The 19705-nt window shown below is 69.1% G+C and carries 18 protein-coding genes; 8 read left to right on the forward strand and 10 right to left on the reverse strand.

What is annotated here, in order from left to right; translation table 11 throughout:
• Positions 1-14: 14 nt before the first annotated feature.
• A complete protein-coding gene (locus ACFU5J_RS01650) occupies positions 15-344 on the reverse strand; it encodes a hypothetical protein (RefSeq protein ID WP_430577596.1) in 330 nt (109 codons plus the stop codon).
• Between the two features lie 171 nt (positions 345-515).
• Here ACFU5J_RS01650 and ACFU5J_RS01655 point away from each other — a divergent pair, with 171 nt between their 5' ends.
• A complete protein-coding gene (locus tag ACFU5J_RS01655) occupies positions 516-1184 on the forward strand; it encodes a Type 1 glutamine amidotransferase-like domain-containing protein (protein ID WP_430577597.1) in 669 nt (222 codons plus the stop codon).
• Between the two features lie 19 nt (positions 1185-1203).
• Here the strand turns inward: ACFU5J_RS01655 and ACFU5J_RS01660 are convergent, their stop codons facing one another.
• Positions 1204-2508, reverse strand: coding sequence for a threonine/serine exporter family protein (locus tag ACFU5J_RS01660; RefSeq protein WP_430577598.1), 1305 nt, complete (start codon positions 2506-2508; stop codon positions 1204-1206).
• A 180-nt stretch (positions 2509-2688) separates the two neighbouring features.
• On the opposite strand from ACFU5J_RS01660, the gene ACFU5J_RS01665 reads away from it, so the two are divergent.
• On the forward strand, positions 2689-3354 hold the full coding sequence (locus ACFU5J_RS01665) for a TetR/AcrR family transcriptional regulator (RefSeq protein WP_430573572.1): 666 nt from the start codon (positions 2689-2691) through the stop codon (positions 3352-3354).
• 64 nt (positions 3355-3418) lie between these two features.
• On the opposite strand, the gene ACFU5J_RS01670 is transcribed toward ACFU5J_RS01665, so the two are convergent.
• The 3 genes from ACFU5J_RS01670 to ACFU5J_RS01680 form a co-directional block, all read right to left on the reverse strand.
• Positions 3419-5764 (reverse strand): carboxypeptidase regulatory-like domain-containing protein, encoded by a 2346-nt coding sequence (locus ACFU5J_RS01670; RefSeq protein ID WP_430577599.1) that lies wholly within the window; start codon positions 5762-5764, stop codon positions 3419-3421.
• Positions 5765-5916: 152 nt separating this feature from the next.
• Positions 5917-6663: a phosphotransferase family protein gene (locus tag ACFU5J_RS01675; protein ID WP_430577600.1), complete on the reverse strand. Its 747-nt coding sequence runs from the start codon at positions 6661-6663 to the stop codon at positions 5917-5919.
• Between the two features lie 94 nt (positions 6664-6757).
• Positions 6758-7099, reverse strand: a complete 342-nt coding sequence (locus ACFU5J_RS01680) for a hypothetical protein (RefSeq protein WP_430577601.1) — start codon at positions 7097-7099, stop codon at positions 6758-6760.
• A gap of 264 nt (positions 7100-7363) precedes the next feature.
• On the opposite strand from ACFU5J_RS01680, the gene ACFU5J_RS01685 reads away from it, so the two are divergent.
• Positions 7364-8611, forward strand: coding sequence for a hypothetical protein (locus ACFU5J_RS01685; RefSeq protein WP_430577602.1), 1248 nt, complete (start codon positions 7364-7366; stop codon positions 8609-8611).
• A 77-nt stretch (positions 8612-8688) separates the two neighbouring features.
• Positions 8689-9591, forward strand: a complete 903-nt coding sequence (locus ACFU5J_RS01690) for a hypothetical protein (RefSeq protein ID WP_430577603.1) — start codon at positions 8689-8691, stop codon at positions 9589-9591.
• Between the two features lie 131 nt (positions 9592-9722).
• On the opposite strand, the gene ACFU5J_RS01695 is transcribed toward ACFU5J_RS01690, so the two are convergent.
• Positions 9723-10109: a hypothetical protein gene (locus ACFU5J_RS01695; RefSeq protein WP_430577604.1), complete on the reverse strand. Its 387-nt coding sequence runs from the start codon at positions 10107-10109 to the stop codon at positions 9723-9725.
• Positions 10110-10185: 76 nt separating this feature from the next.
• On the opposite strand from ACFU5J_RS01695, the gene ACFU5J_RS01700 reads away from it, so the two are divergent.
• Together ACFU5J_RS01700 and ACFU5J_RS01705 are read left to right on the forward strand one after the other, a co-directional pair.
• Positions 10186-11391 carry an SAVED domain-containing protein gene (locus ACFU5J_RS01700; protein ID WP_430577605.1) on the forward strand — a complete coding sequence of 402 codons (1206 nt, stop codon included), beginning with the start codon at positions 10186-10188 and terminating at the stop codon, positions 11389-11391.
• Complete coding sequence (locus ACFU5J_RS01705) at positions 11388-12728, forward strand: cyclic GMP-AMP synthase DncV-like nucleotidyltransferase (protein WP_430577606.1); 1341 nt, start codon at positions 11388-11390, stop codon at positions 12726-12728. The genes ACFU5J_RS01700 and ACFU5J_RS01705 overlap by 4 nt, the downstream gene beginning before the upstream one ends.
• 176 nt (positions 12729-12904) lie before the next feature.
• Here the strand turns inward: ACFU5J_RS01705 and ACFU5J_RS01710 are convergent, their stop codons facing one another.
• From ACFU5J_RS01710 to ACFU5J_RS01725, 4 genes are all read right to left on the reverse strand, one after another.
• Positions 12905-14329, reverse strand: coding sequence for a Shedu anti-phage system protein SduA domain-containing protein (locus ACFU5J_RS01710; RefSeq protein WP_430577607.1), 1425 nt, complete (start codon positions 14327-14329; stop codon positions 12905-12907).
• Between the two features lie 99 nt (positions 14330-14428).
• Entirely contained in the window at positions 14429-15463 is a 1035-nt protein-coding gene (locus tag ACFU5J_RS01715; protein WP_430577608.1) for a hypothetical protein, read from the reverse strand.
• Positions 15453-17129, reverse strand: coding sequence for an N-6 DNA methylase (locus ACFU5J_RS01720; RefSeq protein WP_430577609.1), 1677 nt, complete (start codon positions 17127-17129; stop codon positions 15453-15455). Before ACFU5J_RS01720 ends, ACFU5J_RS01715 begins: the two co-directional genes overlap by 11 nt.
• A 708-nt stretch (positions 17130-17837) precedes the next feature.
• A complete protein-coding gene (locus tag ACFU5J_RS01725; protein WP_430577610.1) occupies positions 17838-18140 on the reverse strand; it encodes a hypothetical protein in 303 nt (100 codons plus the stop codon).
• Between the two features lie 290 nt (positions 18141-18430).
• Here ACFU5J_RS01725 and ACFU5J_RS01730 point away from each other — a divergent pair, with 290 nt between their 5' ends.
• On the forward strand, positions 18431-19126 hold the full coding sequence (locus tag ACFU5J_RS01730; RefSeq protein WP_430577611.1) for a hypothetical protein: 696 nt from the start codon (positions 18431-18433) through the stop codon (positions 19124-19126).
• A 74-nt stretch (positions 19127-19200) separates the two neighbouring features.
• Positions 19201-19617 (forward strand): hypothetical protein, encoded by a 417-nt coding sequence (locus ACFU5J_RS01735; RefSeq protein WP_430577612.1) that lies wholly within the window; start codon positions 19201-19203, stop codon positions 19615-19617.
• The last annotated feature ends 88 nt before the right edge of the window (positions 19618-19705 follow it).

The following is a 19705-nucleotide window of genomic DNA, read 5'->3' on the forward strand; positions in this document are numbered from 1 at the left end:
GCCGTCGTGGGGCGTCAGCTCGAGGCGCGGAAGCTGCGGCCGTCGAACCCGGCGAAGCTGTGGATGTCGGCGGTCGGGAAGTGCAGCGCGGGGCCGCTGCAGTCCGTCGTCGCGTACACGTCGATCCCGGACGCGCTCTCGTTGAGCTCCGCGTGGGCGACGAACGGCAGCGCCGTGCAGCCGTCGGCCGCCGGGAGCGTGACCGAGGTGCCGGTGAACGACGCGCTCGCCCAGAAGGTGACGCCGCCCTGGGCCGCGGCGGCGGCCGACGTCGCCGTGGCGACGAGCCCCGCGCCGAGTCCCAGCCCGACGACGGCGGTGAGGATCTTCCTGGTGACGACCATGTGCGGTGCTCCCCCTCGAGTCCTGGGCACGGCGGACGGTTGCGTCGGGCACCGTGTGCGGCGAACCTACCTCAGCGGGACACCGAGCACCCCTCGCCCACGGCCGCGGCGATGAGTCCGCCCGTCCACCGGGGTCTACGGTGCGTCCACCTCGACCCCCCGGGAGGCATCGTGCGGCTCCTGCTCACCTCCGCCGGCGTGCGGAACGCGACCATCCACGACGCACTGCTCCGGCTCCTGGGACGACCCGTCGCCGACTGCACCGCGCTGTGCATCCCGACCGCCCTGTACGGGCACCCGGCCGTCGGCCCGGGCCCGAACGTGTGGGGCTTCGTCTCCGGCGCCACCGACCACATGACCGGGCTGGGGTGGAGGTCGGTCGGCGTGCTCGAGCTGACCGCGCTGCCCTCCATCGACGAGGACCTGTGGGTGCCGCGCGTCCGGGACGCCGACGTCCTCCTCGTGTCGGGCGGCGACTCCCTGTACCTGCACCACTGGATGCGGGAGTCCGGGTTCGCGGACCTCCTGCCCTCACTGACGGACACGGTCTACGTGGGGATGAGCGCGGGCAGCATGGTGACGACCCCGCGCATCGGGCAGTACTTCGTCCAGTGGACCCCGCCGTCGGGCGACGACGCCACGCTGGGCCTGGTCGACTTCTCGCTCTTCCCGCACCTCGACCACCCGATGCTGCCGTCCAACACCCTCCCCGCGGCCGAGCGGTGGGCGGCGGGCCTCGGCAACCCCGCGTACGCCATCGACGACGAGACCGCGATCACCGTCGTCGACGGCGACGTGGAGGTCGTCTCCGAGGGGCACTGGACGTCCCTCGGCGGCTGACCCGCCGGACGGCTCGCCGTCACGCGGTCTCCCCGGCCGGGCGGCCGCGCACCGTCGCGTCGGCGAGCAGGGCGCCGATCTTCACGCCCAGGCAGAGGCTGACGAACGTCATCAGCGACGACTCCAGCGAGCCCAGGTCCGTGGACGCCAGCGCGACCAGGCCCACCGTGCCCGGGACCAGCAGCAGGAACGCCGGCTGGAACGTGGCCGCGCTGGGCAGGGCGACCATCCCCTGCTCGATGAGCCGGGCCGCGACGAAGAGCAGCGCCGCCGTCACGCCCGCCGCGACCTCCGGCCCGATCCACGGCGACAGGACGGACAGGAGACCGAAGGTGCAGGTCATGACGCCCACGTTGAGCACGGTGAGGCGCCGGCCCGACCCGAACGCGAGGCCGACCCCGATCGCGAGCACCACCACCCCCGCCCAGGACGCCCACTGCGGCGGGATCGCCAGCCACCCGCCGGCGTCCGCCGTCGTCGACCGGACGTCCCCGACCAGCGCGGCCGACGACGGGTCGAGCGTGAGCCCCGTGAGCGCGGAGCCGGCGGAGATCCCGACCGCCATCATGCCGAGCACGATGACGCCGTAGGCGAGGCGCCCCGCGCCCGTCACGATGTCGGACGCCGTGAGCTCCAGGAGCGCGTTCGTCACCAGCGCCCCCGGGACGAGGACGGCGACCGGGGCGCACACCGCGAACAGCGGCACCGGCCCGAGGTCCAGCGCGGACGCCACCGCGCCCACCGCCGTCGTCGACACGAGCGCCACGAGGAACGGGACGACGGCGGTCGCGCCGTCGAGCCGCCGCAGCAGCAGCGAGAGGATCCCGACGAGGGCGCCCGCGAGCACGCTGACCACCACGGCCCACCAGGGGCACCGGAACACGATGGCGAGCCCGGCCGCCACGGCGGCGCTGCCGAGCACCCACCCGGCCGACGCGTGCGGGCGCGCGAGCCGCCGGATCGCTTCGATCCGGTGGGCTGCCGCGGCGACGGGCACCGCGCCCGACTCGACCTCGCGCGCGAGGCGCCCGGCGTGCGCCGCCTGCCGGAACGACAGGTCGTCGCCCTTCGCCCCCACGAGCGTCACCTCGCCCGTGGCGTCCCGGCTGACGAGGACGACGTCGGGCAGGACGTCGAACCGCAGCCGCTCGTGGGTCGCGCCTGCCGGCTCGCGGGCGGACCGCGCCATGCCGTGCCGCAAGGACCGTTCCAGGGAGAGGCGCACGTCGGTGACCGAGAGCCCCGCGTCGAGCAGGAGCGCACCCAGCTGCCCGAACGCGTGCGCGCCCCCGGCGTCCCGAGTGCCCTGACCTTCAGAGTGCAAGGAGCCGTCCACTTCCTCGTCCCGCCACGTTGCGTGCCCTTCCTACCCGGTCCGGCCGAGCGTGTCTCGCCGAGTCCGGGCACCCCGGAAGGTACCCGACCGTGCGAGCTCCGACGAGCGGCCCGGCGCGGCCACTGGGAGCGGTCCCGGCGACGGGCGCGGCGTCGCTAGGCTCGGAGGATGTCCCGCGCCGACCTCCGCGCAGTGCTCGACCCGTCGCCGCCCCAGCTCGCCCTCATGACCGCCACGGAGCGGCTCGTCGCACGGTACGGGCTCGAGGGCGCCAGCTCGCGGGCGATCGTCCGCGAGGCGGGGCACCGGAACAACTCCGCGGTGACGTACCACTTCGGCTCGCGCCAGACGATGCTCGACGCGATCTTCCACTGGCGCACGAAGCCGATCAACGAGCACCGGGCGCGGCTGGTCGCCGAGCTGGTCGCGGCCGGGGACGAGCGCGACGCCGAGGCGCTGGTCCGCGCGTACGTGATCCCGTTCGTCGACGCCGTGGACGGCATGCGACCCAGCGCGTGGGCGCGGTACCTCGCCGCCGTGCTGCAGCAGCGGCCGCTGATCTACATGGACTGGGTGCGGCGCGACGTGAAGCGGTACGAGGGCGTGGAGGTCCCGCTCGTCACGACGCTCGACCTCACCGACCTGATGCGTGCGGTGGCGTGCGACGGCATCGAGCCGCTGGCGGGGCTCCGCGTCGCGATGGTGTCCCGCATGGTGGTCGCCACCCTCGCGTCGTGGGAGGCCGACGACGAGCACGGCGACCTCGACACCCCGCCGCTCGGTGTGCTCAAGGAGCAGCTGGTGCGTACGGCGACGGGGATGCTCACCGCCTGACCACGCGGCCGGGAGACCGCGTCGTGGCCAGGCGGCGAACGGTGACGCCGCCCCCCGGACGGCGTCAGCCCTCGGCCCGCGCCCGTCGCCGTGACGCGCGCAGCGCCAGCCCGCCCGCGGTGACGAGGAGCAGCGCGCCCAGCGCGGCGCCGCCCACCGCGGCGCCCGTCACCGGCAGGGCACCGAGGCCGCCGGGACCGCCCGCGGTGCCACCGCCCGGGTCCACCGGCGTGGCCGACGACGGGGTGGGAGCGGGCGACGACGGGTCCGGCGACGGCGTCGGGCTCGCCTCCTCCGCGGCGAGCACGAAGTCCAGCCCGGTCACGCCCGCGTCGTCGACCGTGAACTCCACCGCGGCGTCGCCGTCGACCACGTACCCCTCGGGCGGCGTCACGGTGGCGGTGTACTCACCGGCGGGCAGCTCGGCGGTCCAGCTCCCCTCGTCGTCGGTGGTGGCACTCGCGGCCTCCTGACCGTCGGCGTCGGTCACGACCACCTCCGCGCCCGCGACGGGTTCCCCGTCGGAGTCCGACACGGCACCGCTCACCGGGTGCACGGTGGGCTCGACGGGCTCCGCCACGAGCCCGAAGTCCTCCGCCAGGAAGCTCTCCCCCGCCGCCGTGACGGTGACCCGCCGCTCGGTCGCGTCCGCCGTGTAGCCGTCGGGCACGGTGAGGGTGATCGTGTGGTCGCCCGGCGGGAGGTCGTCCAGGAAGTAGTCGCCCGCCCCGTCCGTGGTCAGCACGACGGGGCCGTCGGGTCCCTCGACCGTGACGGTGGCCCCTGCCACCGGGTCGCCGGCGTCGTCCGTCACCGTGCCGCCGACCGCCCCGGGCCTCGCCAGGGCGAAGTCGACCCCCGCGACGTCGTCGGTGCCCACGGTCACGGCGCGCTCGCCGGGGCCGTCCGGCGCGTAGCCGTCCGGGGCCTCGACGCTCACGGTGCGCGCCCCGGCGGTGACGCCCGCGAACGCGTACGTGCCGTCCGCCGCCGTGGTGGTGCGCACGGGCCCGTCCGGGCCGTCGATCGTCACGACCACCCCCGCGACGGGCTCGCCGCCCGCCGTCACCGTGCCGGACACGGACGCCGGGCCCTGCAGCACGACGTCGTTGCCCGTGCTCGGGGTCGTGTCGTCCACCCCGACCGTGATCGGGTCGGGCGTGCCGGTCACCGTGTACCCGGCGGGCACGTCGGTCACGGCGAAGGTGTACTCCAGCGGCTGGTCGTCGTCGGGGTCCGCCGGGTCGCCCACGTCCCACGGCACGTCGTCCACGAGGTAGCGGCCCTCCGAGTTCGTCACGGCGGTGAAGGGGGTGCCGCCGCCGGCCGGGGTGAGCGTCACGGTCACCCCGGGCACGGGGTTGCCGTCGTCGTCGAGCACCCGGCCGCTGACGGCGATCGGCTCGATGTCGCGGGCCGTGAAGTCCACCCCGGTGGCGTCGTCGGAGCCGAGGTCGAGGTCGCCGATCGTCGTCGGGCCCTGCGCGACGAGCCCGAAGGGATGCTCGTCGGACGCCTCGGGAAGCGTGGTCAGCTCCACGCGGTATCCGGGCGCGGCCGTGTAGCCCGCGAAGCCGTAGCCGCCGTCGGCGCCCGAGGTCGTGGTGGCCAGGGCCGTGCCGTCCGGGCCGAAGAGGGTGAGCGTCGCGCCCGCGAGGGGACCGCCGTCGTCGAGGACGACCGTGCCCGCGACGTCACGGGCGAGCGAGGCGAACCACGTCTGGTAGACGGGGAAGCCCGACCGCCAGGAGAACGCGATCGTGAGGCTCGTGACCGGCACGGTGGGCCGGAACCAGCCGCTCGCGCCGTTCGTGTCCGTCGCCGTCGCGTTCCCGGTGAGGGTCGTAGTGGCCGGGTTCCAGGTGGGCACCTCGGTGTCGGTGCACGACGGCGTCCCCGCACCCTGGCAGTAGTTGAACGCGCCCTGCCAGCCGAGCTCCTCGCTCGTGAGCGGCTCGCCGTCCGCACCGAGCGCGCGGACCGTGGCGCTGTCGGCGTCGATGTCCCCGAGCACGAACGCCCAGCCGCCGCCGGGCGTCGGTCGCTCGAAGGTGTAGGTGGTGACGGACGGCGACCCCGTGCGGTCCGCCTGCGGCCGCAGGTTGACGTACGCCTGGTCGCGGCTCGAGCCGAAGACCGCACCCGGCGGGGTCGACCCGGCCAACCACGTCGACGCCCCGGAGACCACGCCGACGCCCCCGCGCGAGTCCGACGTCATGGCGGCCGCGGGGAAGCCGGCCGCCGGCAGCCGCATCGTGGTCGACCAGCCCCCGGCCGATCCGGTGAGCGGGTCCCACGCCCCCCAGCCGGCGGTGGTCGCCGCGGCCCCGGACGACGCCGGCGCCACGACGGCGGCGCCCGCGAGCGCCGTCACCGCCAGAACGTGCAGGATCCCCCTGGCTCGCTTCACGAGGAAAAGAGTATGAGGCAGCTGCCTTAACCGCGCGGGATGCTGCGCACCCCAGGGAACTCGCCCCAGCAGGCGGCACCGCCCCCGTCGGCTGCGAGCGGTCCACCTCGCTGGGCGCGACGAGCGGCGGTCTCGGTGGTGCGCCGGTCGTCCTAGGAGTCCCGCATCCGGGACCGGAGCACGTCGAGCTCACACCCCGGCGCGTCCGGGTCGAAGCCGTGCTCGATCAGCCACCGCGACGCCACCAGGCTGCGCAGCGACCACCAGGCGCGGATCACGGCCCGGTCCGCGCCGGCGCCGTAGCCGGCCAGGACGTCGTCCAGGCGTTCCTCGTGCCCGAGCGTCAGGATCGCGAGGTCGAACATGGCGTCGCCGGGGGCGGCCTCGGACCAGTCGATGATGCCGGTGACCTCGTCGCCGTCGACGAACACGTGGGTGATCTGCAGGTCACCGTGGATGAACGCCGGCGTCCACGGCCGGAGCGCGACCTCCGCGATCGCGCGGTTCTTCCGGACCACCTCGGCGGGCACGACGCCGCTGGCGAGCAACCACGCGCACTCGCGGTCGAGCTCCGCCGCCACGTCGTCGAGCCTGCGTCCCGTCCACGGCGGCAACGGCGCGTCGTGCAGCGTCCGGACGGCGGCACCCGCCGCCGCCCACGCCGCCGGGGACGCCGCCGACGGCTCGCCGAGGACACCGAGCGCCGTGCCCGGCACGGCGGCGATCGCGAGCACGGGCGGCTCCCGCCAGAGGACCTCCGGCGTCGGGACCGGCGCCATGGCCATCGCGCGCGCCTCGACCTCGGAGTGCGCCGGGTCGCCGTCGACCTTCAGGAACACGTCGCCGACGCGCAGCGTCGCGCGCTGGCTGTGGGCCACGACGACCTCGACCTCGTCCATACCGACCATCTTGGCGAGAACTGCCGCGATGTCGCCTGGATTTTGGCACCGGGGCGCCGCGGGCGGTGCCGGCGGAAGGAGGTCGCCCGCAGGATCACAGGGCCAGAGTCGGCTCCACGGAGCTGACGAGCTTGCCCCGCTCCCGTGCGTACGCGATCTCGCGGCGCGTCGAGGCCCCCACGTAGCCGCCCTCGCTCACCACGCGGACCTCGTCCGCCAGGTCGATCCGCCTCAGGTGCAGCTCACCCAGAGCCGCACGCCTGGAGGGCGTCAGCTCCTCGTCGGTCGCCTCGGGACCGAGCACGATCACGCCGCGGGCGGTCAGGCGGCGCCGATCCGACGCGAAGAGGTCCTCAAAGCGCAGCGAGCCGCACAGGCAGACCACCCGGGGTCGTTCGACGGCGCCCACCTCGCGTCGCTGGGACTCGTCGTTCATCAGGTCGCCGGATGGAAACGCACGAGCACGGGACGACTGTCGACGTGCAGCGCAGATTGCGCGGACACGCCGCTCTGCTTCGCATGAACTCGGGCGTGTCGCATGGGTCGCGAAAAGTAGGCTGCACGTCGTCCGCGGGGGCGGCGTCACCACAAACGCCTGCGGACCCGCAGACAGGCCGGTCACGCCATCATTGGAGTCGGCGCCGGGTGACTCGGTGCGTCCTGCCATTCCAAGGTGTACCCACCGCGATCGGAGACCGTCGTGAAGAACAGCGTGCTGTGGCGAGTCGTCGACAACGGCAGTGGTGCCGAGTCCATCGTCAGTACGCCCGCCGAAGCGGTCGCGTTCATTAACAGCCGGTTCGACACCGATGAGCACGACTCCCCGTTCAGCGTCAGGGAGGTCGGCCCGTTCGTCCCAAAGCCCCTCGGCGTCATCACCGCGTGGGCGGCCAAACAGGACGACGAGCGGACCGACGGGAGAACAGCACCAATCACGATCAGGCCGATCGTGGCGGACGGCGCCATCGACCAGTGCGACGACGTCGTCCTCTGGGGCGACGTACACGTCACATGGGACCACGACGTCTACACCGTCACCGGAGCCGACGGCTTCGAGTACGACGAGGCCGACAGCGCCGCCGAGTTGAGCAGGATCCTTGACGAGTACGCCACCGACTACGAGTACGCGGAACCTGAAGCGTCCGACCGCCACGCGGGACCGAACCAGGAAGAGTTAATCCGGTACGGCGCCCAGGAGTGCGCCCGTCGGTTCGGGCACCTCGACGACGACGCACTGCTGTGGCTCGCAGCCACCCACATCACCCTTGCCCTTTGGCGCAACACGCCCGTCGAGGACTGGCACGCTGGGACGAGCCCGCTGCCCGACGGCACGATGATGCGGATCAACGCGGCCACGACCCGTCTCGTGCGCTCGATGCTGTCGTTCGACCACATCGACTGGGTCGCCGTCGGCCTCGCGATCGTCAACCCGTCGCGGGGTCTGCCGACCGGACAGTCCGTGCTCGAGCTCGGGTTGGCCTGCCACAACCCCGACGACCCGGTGCACGAGGACGATCCGCGCGACGACGTCGCGGAGATGGCACAGGACGCAATCGCCTGGGGCCGCGCGTGCCGTCTCCACGAGCACGAATTCGGCCTGCGAACCGTGATCGAGTGCCTATGCGCGTTCGACAACGGCTGGTTCGGCGCACCTGCCTGGGGGCGCATCGTCGATCGGTTCGTGGCTGCTGCGGACGACCGGGAGCACGTCCACTGGCGCGCGCACCGGGACAAGCCTTGGTTCGACGAGTGGTTCACCAACCGTCCGGCCGAAATCGCGGACACCACCGAGCTGCGTCGGCTGCTGCTCGCTGGGCCCGACCTGCTATCTGACGACGCTGCCGAATGGTGCGTGGACGGTGCCATCGGGTACGTCTGCCGGGACAACCACGCGGACGGATGCTCTCGCTGCGACATCCCGTCGGCGACGGCGTCCCCGGAGGTGTGACCGCGCGCATCGGAGCCTCTAGGGCACGCCAACGCTGACTCGGACATGCACGACTCTTCACCGGTGATGGTGTCGTGGTGTCCACGCCGTCGTGGGCCATGCTCAACAATGTGTGGATGCCGTTCGCCAAGCAGGTATTCGAAGTGCGCGCCCGCCGGTTCGAGGCACTCGACGTCACGTCGCTCTCACCAGACGAGCTCTATGCAGAACTGATGTGGGTGGTAGCGACATCGTCCGCGCGGCCGGGCGACCCCTATCACGTGTCGTTACCGATGCTGACCCTCCGGCCGCCCGCCGGAACGATCCTGTGGAGGGCGCGCGCTCTCGCCCCTGACGACCACACGCTGCCACTCAGGGGGATGCACCACGTTGCGGACGCGTGGGAGCCACCCGCTCAGTTCATCAGGGCTGCTGGCCGGCTCAACAAGCCGAACGAGTCGCTCCTCTACACCTGCATCGGGAGCCCGATGGCGGCGCCTCGAGAGATTCGTGCTGAGGACGGTGCACGGTTCAGCCTGATGAAGTTCGAGGCAACCGAGGACTTGTCACTGACCGGCGTGGGCCTGCCGGCTGCCCCGGACGCAACGGAGCTGCACATGGACGAGAGCAGTCGCCTCATTTCGGAGTTCTTCGCTCGGCAGTTCCTGCGACCAGCGCGCGACGCGAACGGCTCGGAGTACTACCTCTCCGAACTCGTAGCCAAGCTCAACTATGACCTTCCTCCGGCGGTTCACGACGGCTGGACCTATCCATCCACACAGACAGCGGGCGCAATCAACGCAACCTTCTACCCCAAGGCTGCACACCAGAAGCTCGCGCTCCGAGGTGTCGCCGTATGCACCTTCGACTCCGCTTCGGACTCATTGCAGGCGTGGTGCTATTCAGATGCAGACGGGGGCTCGGCCGAGTTGACCTGGCACACGCAGGGCAGCCCGGTCCAGCTCACGGCCTTTCCGGAGTTCTCGACGCCCTCTCGGTAGCCGAGCCAAGTTGACACCAGTACGCCGACCCAGGGCTGACCCGTCAGCGACATCGCCAGGGAGGACGTCGGTCTCGTTTGCGTAGCCATTGCCGACAGACGGGCCGCCACCAACCGGCTCGGCTCTACGATTCAGGATTCCCGAACCAGGGCGAGGATCTCCCGGACAGGCATTGGGCATGCCTTCGCTGTGCCGACGGCTACGACCTCCACCAGCTTGAGGCCGTAGCCACCGTCGACCACGAGGACGGCAACCTTCTCGGTTGCCGACGTACCAATGAGGCTGTGGGCGGCGCGGGCAACGTCCTCCGACGTGGCCAAACGAACCTCATCGGTCTCCCGCGATCGCCGGCTGCCGACGGCGAACGCCGCGGCTATCCGCGCAGCCTTCGCAGGGCCCACGCCCGCTTCCCTGGCCAGCTCCTCTGGGCGCGCCGTCGCGAGCCCAGCGACTCCACCCCACGCAGCCAGGAGCTTCTGCGCGAGAGTCTCTGGACCGGCGCCGCGCTCGGCTTTCACCCGCCCGTCGTAGGGCCAGCCGGCTTCGATTGTCGGCGGGTCATGGTTGGCTCCTGCCAGGTTAACGGAGGCACCTATGACATCGAGCCCGAAGACAGGACCCAACGTCGCGGTCGACCCCGACGGCGCGACGCGCACCATCCCCGAGCGGGTGGCCCGCCGGGTCTGGGTCGTGGCAGGCGGGCGGTGCACCTTCTGCAACCGCTACCTGCTGAGCGAGGAGCACACGGGACAACCGGTCGCAGTGGGACAGCTGGCACACATCGTGGGCTGGACTACCAAGGACGGGTCCCCTCGCGGCAGCGACCCTCTCCCCCTCGAAGACCGCAACCTCGAGGACAACCTCATACTCATGTGCCACGACCAGCACCGCGTGATCGACAACCGATCTCTGTGGGACACCTACGACGCCGAGACGCTGCGGATGTTCAAGCACGCCCACGAACGACGCATCAAGCAGCTCACCGGACTGACCGAGGAAGACCGCAGCACCGTCCTGCGCGTAGTCGCCCACGTGCACGGCGCCGCAGCAGCGCTCAGTACGTCCGCCGTAGCCAGGACCTTGCTGGCCGACGGCCGCTTCCCCGACTACGCCCTGGCCGGGATCGACGAGTTCGAGGTCGACCTGCGGAGGATCCCGGGAGAAGACATCCCGGGTCAGGGCTACTGGACCTCCGCGACTGCCCACCTGCGCGACAGCGTGCACCGGCTGACAGCGCACGTCGCCAGGGAGAAGATTCACCACGTCTCACTCTTCCCCCTGGCCCGCGTGCCGCTCCTCGTGGCCCTCGGCACAATGCTCGACGACACCGTCCCCACCGAGATCTACCCCAAGTGCCGCGGACGGGATGAACGATGGGGGTGGACGAACGGCGCACCCACGATCGACTTCACCCACCGGGCCGTGGACGCCCCAACCGGCGCCACCAACGTGCAGGTGCTGTTCTGCGTGTCCGGCACCGTCGACCCGGGACGGCTGCCCACCGCGCCAGCACCCGCGGCACGGTATGAGATCCGCCCAGTGTCCGCGGCACCCGGGCCGGAGCTGATCGCCTCACGGGGATCACTGGACGCGTTCGCCAGCGCCTGGCGCACCCTGCTGGCCGAGCTCGAGCACACCCACCCCGGGCTCGAGAGCATCGACGTGTTCGCCGCGGTGCCCCTGACCGCTGCGGTCGCGATCGGGCGCGTCCCGATGCGCGCCATCCACCCGCGCCTGCGCGTGTTTGACCGAGACACCACCAGCGGTACCTACCAGTTCGCGCTCGAGGTCGGTCGGTGAAGCTCACCACACACTTCGCGCACTTCCTCACCTCGTGCGTCAACCTCAACGACAACCGGATCGCGCGCCTGAACGCCCGGGTGGACTCGATCACCTCGTTCCTGAAGTCCCACCCGGTCTTCGAGGAGCACTTCCTGGACGTCATACCCCAGGGGTCCTACGCCCAGCGCACCATCATCAAGCCCGTAGGTGGCCGCGAGTTCGACGCCGATGTGCTCCTGGCCCTCACCGAGCATCCCGACTGGACCCCTGCCCAGTACACGGCGGAGCTGAAGAGGGCGTTCGAGCACAGCACCACCTACCAGGGCAAGGCGCACAAGCGCACTCGCTGCGTCTACATCGACTACGCCGACGACTTCCACATCGACATCGTCCCCTACGTCGAGTCCCGCAAGAGCATCACCCACAACAAGGACGACGCCTGGGTGCACACCGACCCGGAAGCGTTCACCGCATGGTTCGAGGCCAAGAGCCGGGTCGTGGGCGCAGGGCGCCTCGAAGCAGCGCTGCGACTGATGAAGTACCTGCGCGACACCAAGACGACGTTCTCCATCAAGTCCGTACTGCTGACCATCCTCGCCGCAGACCAGGTCGACTCCTGGCGCACCACCATCGACACGAAGTACTACGCCGACCTGCCCACCGTGTTCGTGCACGTCCTGGAAGACCTGGACACCTACCTGCAGGCCAACCCCACCATGCCCGACATCTGGGACCCCGCCGGCACCGGGCAGAACTTCAAGGAACGCTGGACCCCCGACGGCTACGCGACGTTCCGGACCAAGATCCACGATTACGCCATCAAGGCCCGCGCCGCATACGACGACCCGAACAAGGTCACCAGCCTCGCGACGTGGCAGGAGATCTTCGGCCCGGAGTTCACCGCACCCCCGGTCCAAGAGAGCGCGGCCACCCTGCGCGCCTCTGCAGCCAGCGACCCCGGCGAAGAGTTCCTCGACACCGACCGCCAGGTCCCGATCCGGTTGACCCAAACCGTCAAGCTGATCGGCCGTGTTCGCAAGGCCGGCATCATGCGGCCCTACGACCTGCCCACCCGCGGAGATCGCGTAGCAAAGAACCGCGACATCGACTTCCGCCTCGAACACTGCACCGCACCCAAGCCCTACACCGTCATGTGGAAGGTCAAGAACACCGGCACCGAAGCGCACGACGCCCGCCAGCTTCGGGGAACGATCGAACACGGAGACACCGGCCGTCACGAGCACACCAGCTACGCCGGCAGCCACTACGTCGAGGTCTACATCATCAAGGACGGCGTGTGCGTCGCCACAGATCGCCAGCCCGTGATCGTCCTTCAACGTCACCCGCGCCCCTGAGACATCCCCGAGTTCGGCCAACCCCGGCATTCTCATGCGGGCACCCTTGCTGTGGGGATCGCGGACACGACGGGGGGACTGCTGCACGGACAGGTGGCACCCGACGTCTGGTGTCGAGTTGACGCGATATCGAGGGACCGTACGTGACTCGCTGAGCAGGTGTTCATCAGGGATGCTCAACGCACTTCCGATCTTGGCGGGTCGGACGTTGGAGCCTTAAGCACCTCGCGCAGCGTCCGAAGGCGCGCCAAGACCTCGTCATAGCCCAGAATGCTGACCGACGACAGGCCTGCCCGGTACCGCAGGAACGACTCGCGCTTCTCGGGCGAGAGCCGCGAAACCTGTCCGACAATCACTGCGCCGCGGACCTCATTCCATGGGTCTAGTTCGACATCCGGCGTCTCCCGAAGTCGCCCGGCGAGATCCCTCGGCACGGAGGCCAGCTGGGATTGCAGCTGGCTGACTGCGCCGCTCAGGTCTCGATGCGGTGCGTATACCGCCGCAGTACCCTTGCCTCGATACTCACGCCTGTCCATCAGTTCGGTCTTCGGCGTCTTGATCTCTACAACAAATGCCGTGCGGGTCACCGTGTTGACGCACAAAAAGTCGGCGATCCGCGATCCTCGACCGTCGATGTCTGCCGGCTTCACATGTGCCTGCTGGCGTGCGACGACAATCGGCATCGAGAGGATCTGCTGCAGGGCGAACTCGTTCGTGCCGAAGAATCCCTGCCAGTGGGACTCGTTTCCCGAGTCACGCCCCTTCATGCCCTCCTCGAACTGCTCGATGAGAACCTCCAGCGATACCAGTTCGACACTCTGCCGCAAACGGCCGAATCGTTCTGGGTTCTCGTGTGCTGCGGCCGGCGCAGCTCGCGTGGCGTGCTCGACCAGCGCTGCCCGGTCGCCGGCATCCACGACGTGACCTGTGAACGCCTCCTCTGTGATCGCGCGGATGACCTCATTTCTCCCGTACCGCGGCTCGACCCGTGCTTGGCCGAACAGGTCTGCAACTGCGTTATGACGCTCAGCGTCAATCACTCGCCTCACTGCGGTTTGGGCACGCGAGCGATCGCGGTCCACGGCTGCACGGAACTTGTCGAAGCGATCGAGCGAGACGCAGAATGTCACGCCGTCGTCGCTGACTCCTTCGTCGCCTGACAGCACAAACCTGATCACCGTGCACGCGGTGCGGGCCTCGATCTCGTCTACAAAACCGCGATAGTCGCGCTTTAGTCCCAGGCCGTACTCATATGTAGCACCGAACCCCTTCGGTAGCCCATTCGCGCAGAGCAATCCATAGCGCTCACCCTCAAACGAGTGGTCCGCTGCATCCCACGAAGGGCTCTCGACCTGGAGTTCTCGGACTCGATCGAACTGATCAGCCCAGTCGCCCATGCTGAGCGTCGTAGGGAAGATCCGCATGAGCCCTTGGCTGCGGACGAAGCGAAGCATCTCTCTCGCAGGGCGCACGTCTCCCCGCGACGTCCTCGTCAGTACTAGTTCGTCCCCGTCGATGCGCGGCTCGATCGCACCGAGCCGGTCTTCGAGGTCAAAATCTCCCACTTCGTCCGCATCACCGTGGACGTCCCAGCTGCTCACTCGCGCCTCCGTTGACCCGGTCGAAATCCGCTGTACCGATCCCGGGTCCATGCGACCTGGGAGCCGCGTCGTGCAATCCTCTATCCACCTACAGGCGTGCTACGCGCCATGGCGGAGGCGTCGGGCCTCGACATGCATGTTGACCGGCGTTGTCTCGAGTACGTGGTTGACCATTATCGCGAGGAAGGTCGCCGGGGAGAGGTTGGCCGGTGTCCGCGTGTGGTCGATCCGGACCCACGGGAGCTGTGCGAGCGTGCGGTCGATCTCCGACTCGGGCACCTCGACGGGCTCGTCCTCGTCGACCGAAGCAGAATCAATGCCAGCGGCCACCGCGCGGTCTTCATCGTCGCCTCCGGCGTCAGGCACGGGCGGGATGTCCTGGCCATACTCCATGAGGATCACGCATGTCGCGTGGTACGCGTCGTCCTCGCGGCCCAACTTGCCGAGGAGGTCGAGGAGCCACTCTGCGGTGAGTGGCTCCTTCTCGAACACGTCGTTGCGCAGGCCGAATGCGAACCCAAGCGCGGAGAGCGGGTGCCGCAGCCTCAAGTTCTTCGCGTCACCGTACGACTCCTCGACGCGGTTCGGCGCGTTCTTCCCGTACGAGGAGTCCATGCGTTTGGTCGAGATCATCAACTCCGGCCCCGTGGACCAGTCGGCCATGATGACGTCGACCTGCTTGCTGTAGTTCTTGCCGAGGATGCTCGCGCTCGATTGCGTGACGCCCCGGACGTTGCCCTCCTTGGCAAGCCGCTCACGCAGTTCGGCGGCTTGCCCCTTCGGCAGAGCCTCGAGCAACGCCGTGATCGTCGCGGGCATGATCCGCGGGTGCGTGGCGCGAGGCCAGACCGAGTCCGGCGCGAAGCCCGCGCGACGCAGCTCGTACGCGAGCCACACGTCGAGCGCCAAGGCCGGCACACCCGTCGTCGTCTCGGCCTTGAGGTGCAGCGGCACGCCGAGAAGCCGCTGCAGCGTTTCGTAGTCAGGCTGGTATCGCAGGGACCCGTCGCTCTCACGTACCCAGGGATTGAAGTACGTGCCCCACTCGCTCAGACCGTCGGCGACGATCCGGTCGAACAGAGGCCACGCGAGTGCCTTGGCCGACGGCTTCTTGGGCTTCTTCTCAACGGCCACTCTGGGATCTCACCATTCGTCTACGAGCCATCGCGGCCCGTGCGTCGCGTGCGTCGGCAAGCTGTTCGAGGTTCAGCCGGCCAGGGTCAACAAGAAGCGCTTCGTCGACCACGGCAACGGCTTCGAGCAGTCGGCCTGTTTGCAGCTTTCGAGCTACCTGTTCACGCACCGCGCGCAGCGAGTCAGCCCGCGCAGCTACCAGCGCAGGCGAGGGCATGGCCCACACGTCAGCCTCTCGCGGCTCGATCTTGAGGATGCCGCCGCCGTACGCCCGGCCGACCATCTCAGCGTTGAGCAGCGTGAGGGAGTTCAAGCTCGCAAGCGGCAGCAGTTCCCGCCCGAGCTCGCGGTGCTCGTCCGCGAGGTAGACGCCGTGCACTGAATTCAGGTGGTACGCGCGCGCTTGGTTGGTCGTCAGACGCGGAGTGTCGGCGTTCATGCACGTCAACAGCAGGTCGGCGGGGTTCACCAGCGGCACCTTGTGCCACGGCTTTCGGACCCGGCACTTGTATGCCTCGTTGACCCCGGTCTTCTCACCGGCCTGGATGTACGCCAGAGCCTCAGGCGACGGATGCTCGCCTGGGTAGAAGAGGTACGTCGCCTTGCCCTGGCTGCCGAGACTCGTGAGCATCTGTGAGGACAGCACGAGTCCACGCAGGTGAGAACTGCCAGGCGGCGAGAGCCGCAGCACCTCCTTGCGGGACAGACCGAGCTCAGCGACCCGTGCCGGGGAGAGCGTGAAGTAGTGATTGCCGCCCGTCACGATCCCTAGGGTCGTCTCGCCCCAGGTCTGCAAGTTCGTGAACGCGCCCGAGTCGAGCAGCGCACGCAGCGGCGCGGTGGCCTTGGGGCCCACCAGCGAGCCGGTCCACTTCCCTGCCGGGTCTAGCGGGGCCCACGGCTGTCCCGCGGCGAGATTCGACAGGTCCGCGCCGTTGCGGGCCTGTCGGATCACGGCGTGATCGGTCGGCCCTTGTCGGTAGCCCGACGCGAGGAGGAGCACGACGTCAGCCTCGGCCTCGGGGAAGACCTGCTCGTCGAAGAGGACGAGCTCGACCATGGCGAAGTGCTCGAACAGGAAGCTGCGCACGGGGGCCGCGTAGTTCACACTGAGCAGCTCCGCGGGAAGAACCAGACCCAGCCGGCCGCCATCCTTCAAGAACTGTGCGCTGTGCACGGTGAACGCGGCCCACGATGACGCCAGTCCGGTCAGCGCAACGCCGGCCCGCAGCGCGGCTTCACGCGATTTTGAACGCGCCTCGCCGGTCCAGCCCTGGTACCGCACGTACGGCGGGTTGCCGATCACGGCCGCGTACGTCGACTCTGGGACGACGTCGAAGAAATCACGTACGCGAACGTGTGCCCGACCACCTGCGTCGCGCACGCGCTCACGGCCGACGCGCGCCGAGTAGTCGTGAATCTCGACGCCGTCAACCTCGGGCACGGCGTCCGGGGCTGACGAGAGCTTGCGCAGCCGCTCGACTGCTGCCGTGAGGAACGCGGCGTCTCCGGCGGACGGCTCCAACACTCGATCGTCGGCCGACCTGATCGCCCACTCGGCGATGAACGAGGTGATCTCGTCGGGCGTGAAGAACGCCCCTCGCGCCTTGCGCAAGACGGGCGTGTCATCAGGAGCCAAAGCCTGGGCGAGCGGAGGGGACACCACGGACGCCATCATCGCGCATGGGACCGACGTACCCCGAACGACCCGCAGGTTGAAGAGCGATCCTGGCTGCGCGATCCCCGACGGGGTCCTTCAAGTATGGCAGCGACATCAATCACGGCTCAAGAGCGCGGGCACCACGCCGCCTAGACGGTCGCAACGCGCAGGAAGTCCAGCCGCAGACTGTGCTCCCCGAGATCTCCACTGATCTGCTCGCGACGCCAGGCCCGCGGTCAGAACCTTCCGGGGAATGGCCGAGGTCGCCCGGCGGCTTGAACCTCATTGGCGCGAGCGCGGTCGCACCACTGAGCGTCCACCATCGGCCACACCAGCTCCTCAGCTGCCCGTCCACGGCGTGACAGTGGCTTGTAACAAACGTGGACGATTTTGCAATGTAGGCCGCACGTCGACAGGCCGACTGTCGACGTGCAACGCAGATTGCGCGAACACGCCGCTGTACCCTGCACGAACCCGGGCGTGGCACGCTGGTCGCGCAGTCGCGCAAGATAGGCGTGCGCGCCGCTGTGTCCGTGTGGGTCTTTCCGCGCCGCCTGCCGCGCGTGCACGAACTGTTCAGAGTTCATCAGCGGTGTGCTGAGGTACCGCTCGCCGGGCATCACGGGGATCCACACCCAGGCGGCCAACACCCCGGTGGGCTCGGGCTCCGGCGTCGGCAGACGTGCCTGGAGAGCGAGGTGTATCCCTCCAGATTCAAGCCGGCGTGCAGCCGCGCCAGCTCGGACACCAGCGCACCCGGAGCACGGCAGCCACCTCGACCACCACCAGCTCGTCCTCGCCGATGACGGCGAACTCCGTGTGCACAACGAACGCCCCTCTCCCCCCGAGCGCGGCCACCACAGTGCGGTTGAGGTCCTGGGCGAGCCCGGCCAGGGGGCTGTCCTGCGCGACGGCCAATCCTCCGAGACGGCGCCCGCCGGGCCGGTCAAGCAGCGGTCCGAGGTAGCTGCCCGTCTGGACCGGAGTCGTGATGCCCTCGGGCACCAGGCTGTTCACGTGGTGGAAGGTACCGTCAAGGGACTCCTCGCCTGCCAGCCGGGCTCCCCCGAATGCTCGGACAGCCAGACCCGCAGCTCCACCTCGTGCGCAGGATGCTCACACCGCCGGAATTGGCCTCCCTGAGCGGCTTCGCCACCGCCGGCAGCCCCAGGCGCCAAGACTTCTCTAAACACCGCCTCGAACTCCCGCGCACCGTCGTCGGGCATGGCCAGGAACCGCGGGACGCGAATCCCGGCTGCCTCAAGAACCGGGAGGCCGACGGCTGGCGATCCCACTAGATTAAGCGCGTGCGCGACGAGGTCGATCCGAACCCGACAGCTCCTTGGTCACGTCGCTTGTCCGTGACGGCAGGTGATGGCGAGCGTGTCGAGCCATCCGACGGATATCGAGTCGTCGTCGTGGACACGGCTTCCAGCGGCGAGGTTCGCGATCTTGCGAGTTATCGTCGCGATCTAGAACTGGCGCGGGTTTACGCAACGGAGTCCGGCAGACACGACCCCGGCGAGTTCCCAGATGGCCACGATCCGCGGCTAGCCTTTTGGCTCGCAGCGATTGTCTGCTACGGCCGTGCTTTTAACTCTGGTGTGCGAAAGTACAGGATCGACACGGCCGACCTTGACGAGAGCAGGCTCGAGGCACATAAGTACTTCCTCGACCTGCGCAACAAGCACGCCGCTCATGCTGTGAACGACTTCGAACAAACGTTTGTGATCGCCTATCTTACTGACTCCGCCTTTGCAAGACGCGCCGTGACCCGCACAGGGCAAGCTCACATTGAATACCACACTGCCACCGAAAACGATCTAGCAACGCTCGTGCAACTATGCGACCATCTTGTCAAAGTGATAAATCGCCGACTCGAATCTCTGCAATCAAAAATCGGCCTGGAACTTGCACAGATGGGCGAAGAGGCCGTCTACGCTTTGCCAGACCTGGTAATGCCCAGCCCACAGCGGGAACGGGTCGCGAAGCGCCGGAGGTAGCCTCACCCACGATCCCGACCGGATCGACGAAGCGCCGATTGGCTCTTGCGGGGAGAGTCAGGCAAAGTGGGTAGATGACTTGGCTCGCTCCCGTTCTTGCCCTCTTCGGTGCTTTGGTTGGTAGCCTCGTGGCACCGTGGTTCACCCGTAGATTGGACTCGAAGACCGCGAATCGCGCACTGATCTATACAGCGATTGACGCAGTAACATCGGCCCAGGTGTGGCGCTGGAACGCGACCAGCGTGGGCGCGGCGATCCCCACTCTGTCCAGCGACGCTGCACAGCAACTACATGACGATCTGAACCGTGAGAGACTTAGCGGCTTCGTGGAGTCGATGAACTCCGCTCGCTTGAGTTTGTCAGTGGTCGCCGCGCGCCGACCGCTCCGGACTTGGCAGGCCGACACTGGTTGGGAGATCACCGAGGCCCAGGCGCCTGTGATCCTCGATGAATTGCGGGAGCTGCTCAAGGAGCGGCGGCCGCTGAGCTAGCCAGCCAGAATTCGCGCGACGGCATGCTGAGAGTCAAGCAACCTAGACGGAAGATTCGGCAATCTAGGCTGCATCTCGACAAGGAACT

The organism is Isoptericola sp. NPDC057559, from assembly GCF_042801555.1.
In the GTDB taxonomy this organism is placed as follows: Bacteria; Actinomycetota; Actinomycetes; order Actinomycetales; family Cellulomonadaceae; genus Isoptericola.

Coding starts and splice junctions, on each gene's coding strand:
- ACFU5J_RS01650 (WP_430577596.1), bottom strand. CDS start 344: ATGGTCGTCACCAGGAAGATCCTCACCGCCGTCGTCGGGCTGGGACTC.
- ACFU5J_RS01665 (WP_430573572.1), top strand. CDS start 2,689: ATGTCCCGCGCCGACCTCCGCGCAGTGCTCGACCCGTCGCCGCCCCAG.
- ACFU5J_RS01675 (WP_430577600.1), bottom strand. CDS start 6,663: ATGGACGAGGTCGAGGTCGTCGTGGCCCACAGCCAGCGCGCGACGCTG.
- ACFU5J_RS01680 (WP_430577601.1), bottom strand. CDS start 7,099: ATGAACGACGAGTCCCAGCGACGCGAGGTGGGCGCCGTCGAACGACCC.
- ACFU5J_RS01700 (WP_430577605.1), top strand. CDS start 10,186: ATGACATCGAGCCCGAAGACAGGACCCAACGTCGCGGTCGACCCCGAC.
- ACFU5J_RS01735 (WP_430577612.1), top strand. CDS start 19,201: ATGACTTGGCTCGCTCCCGTTCTTGCCCTCTTCGGTGCTTTGGTTGGT.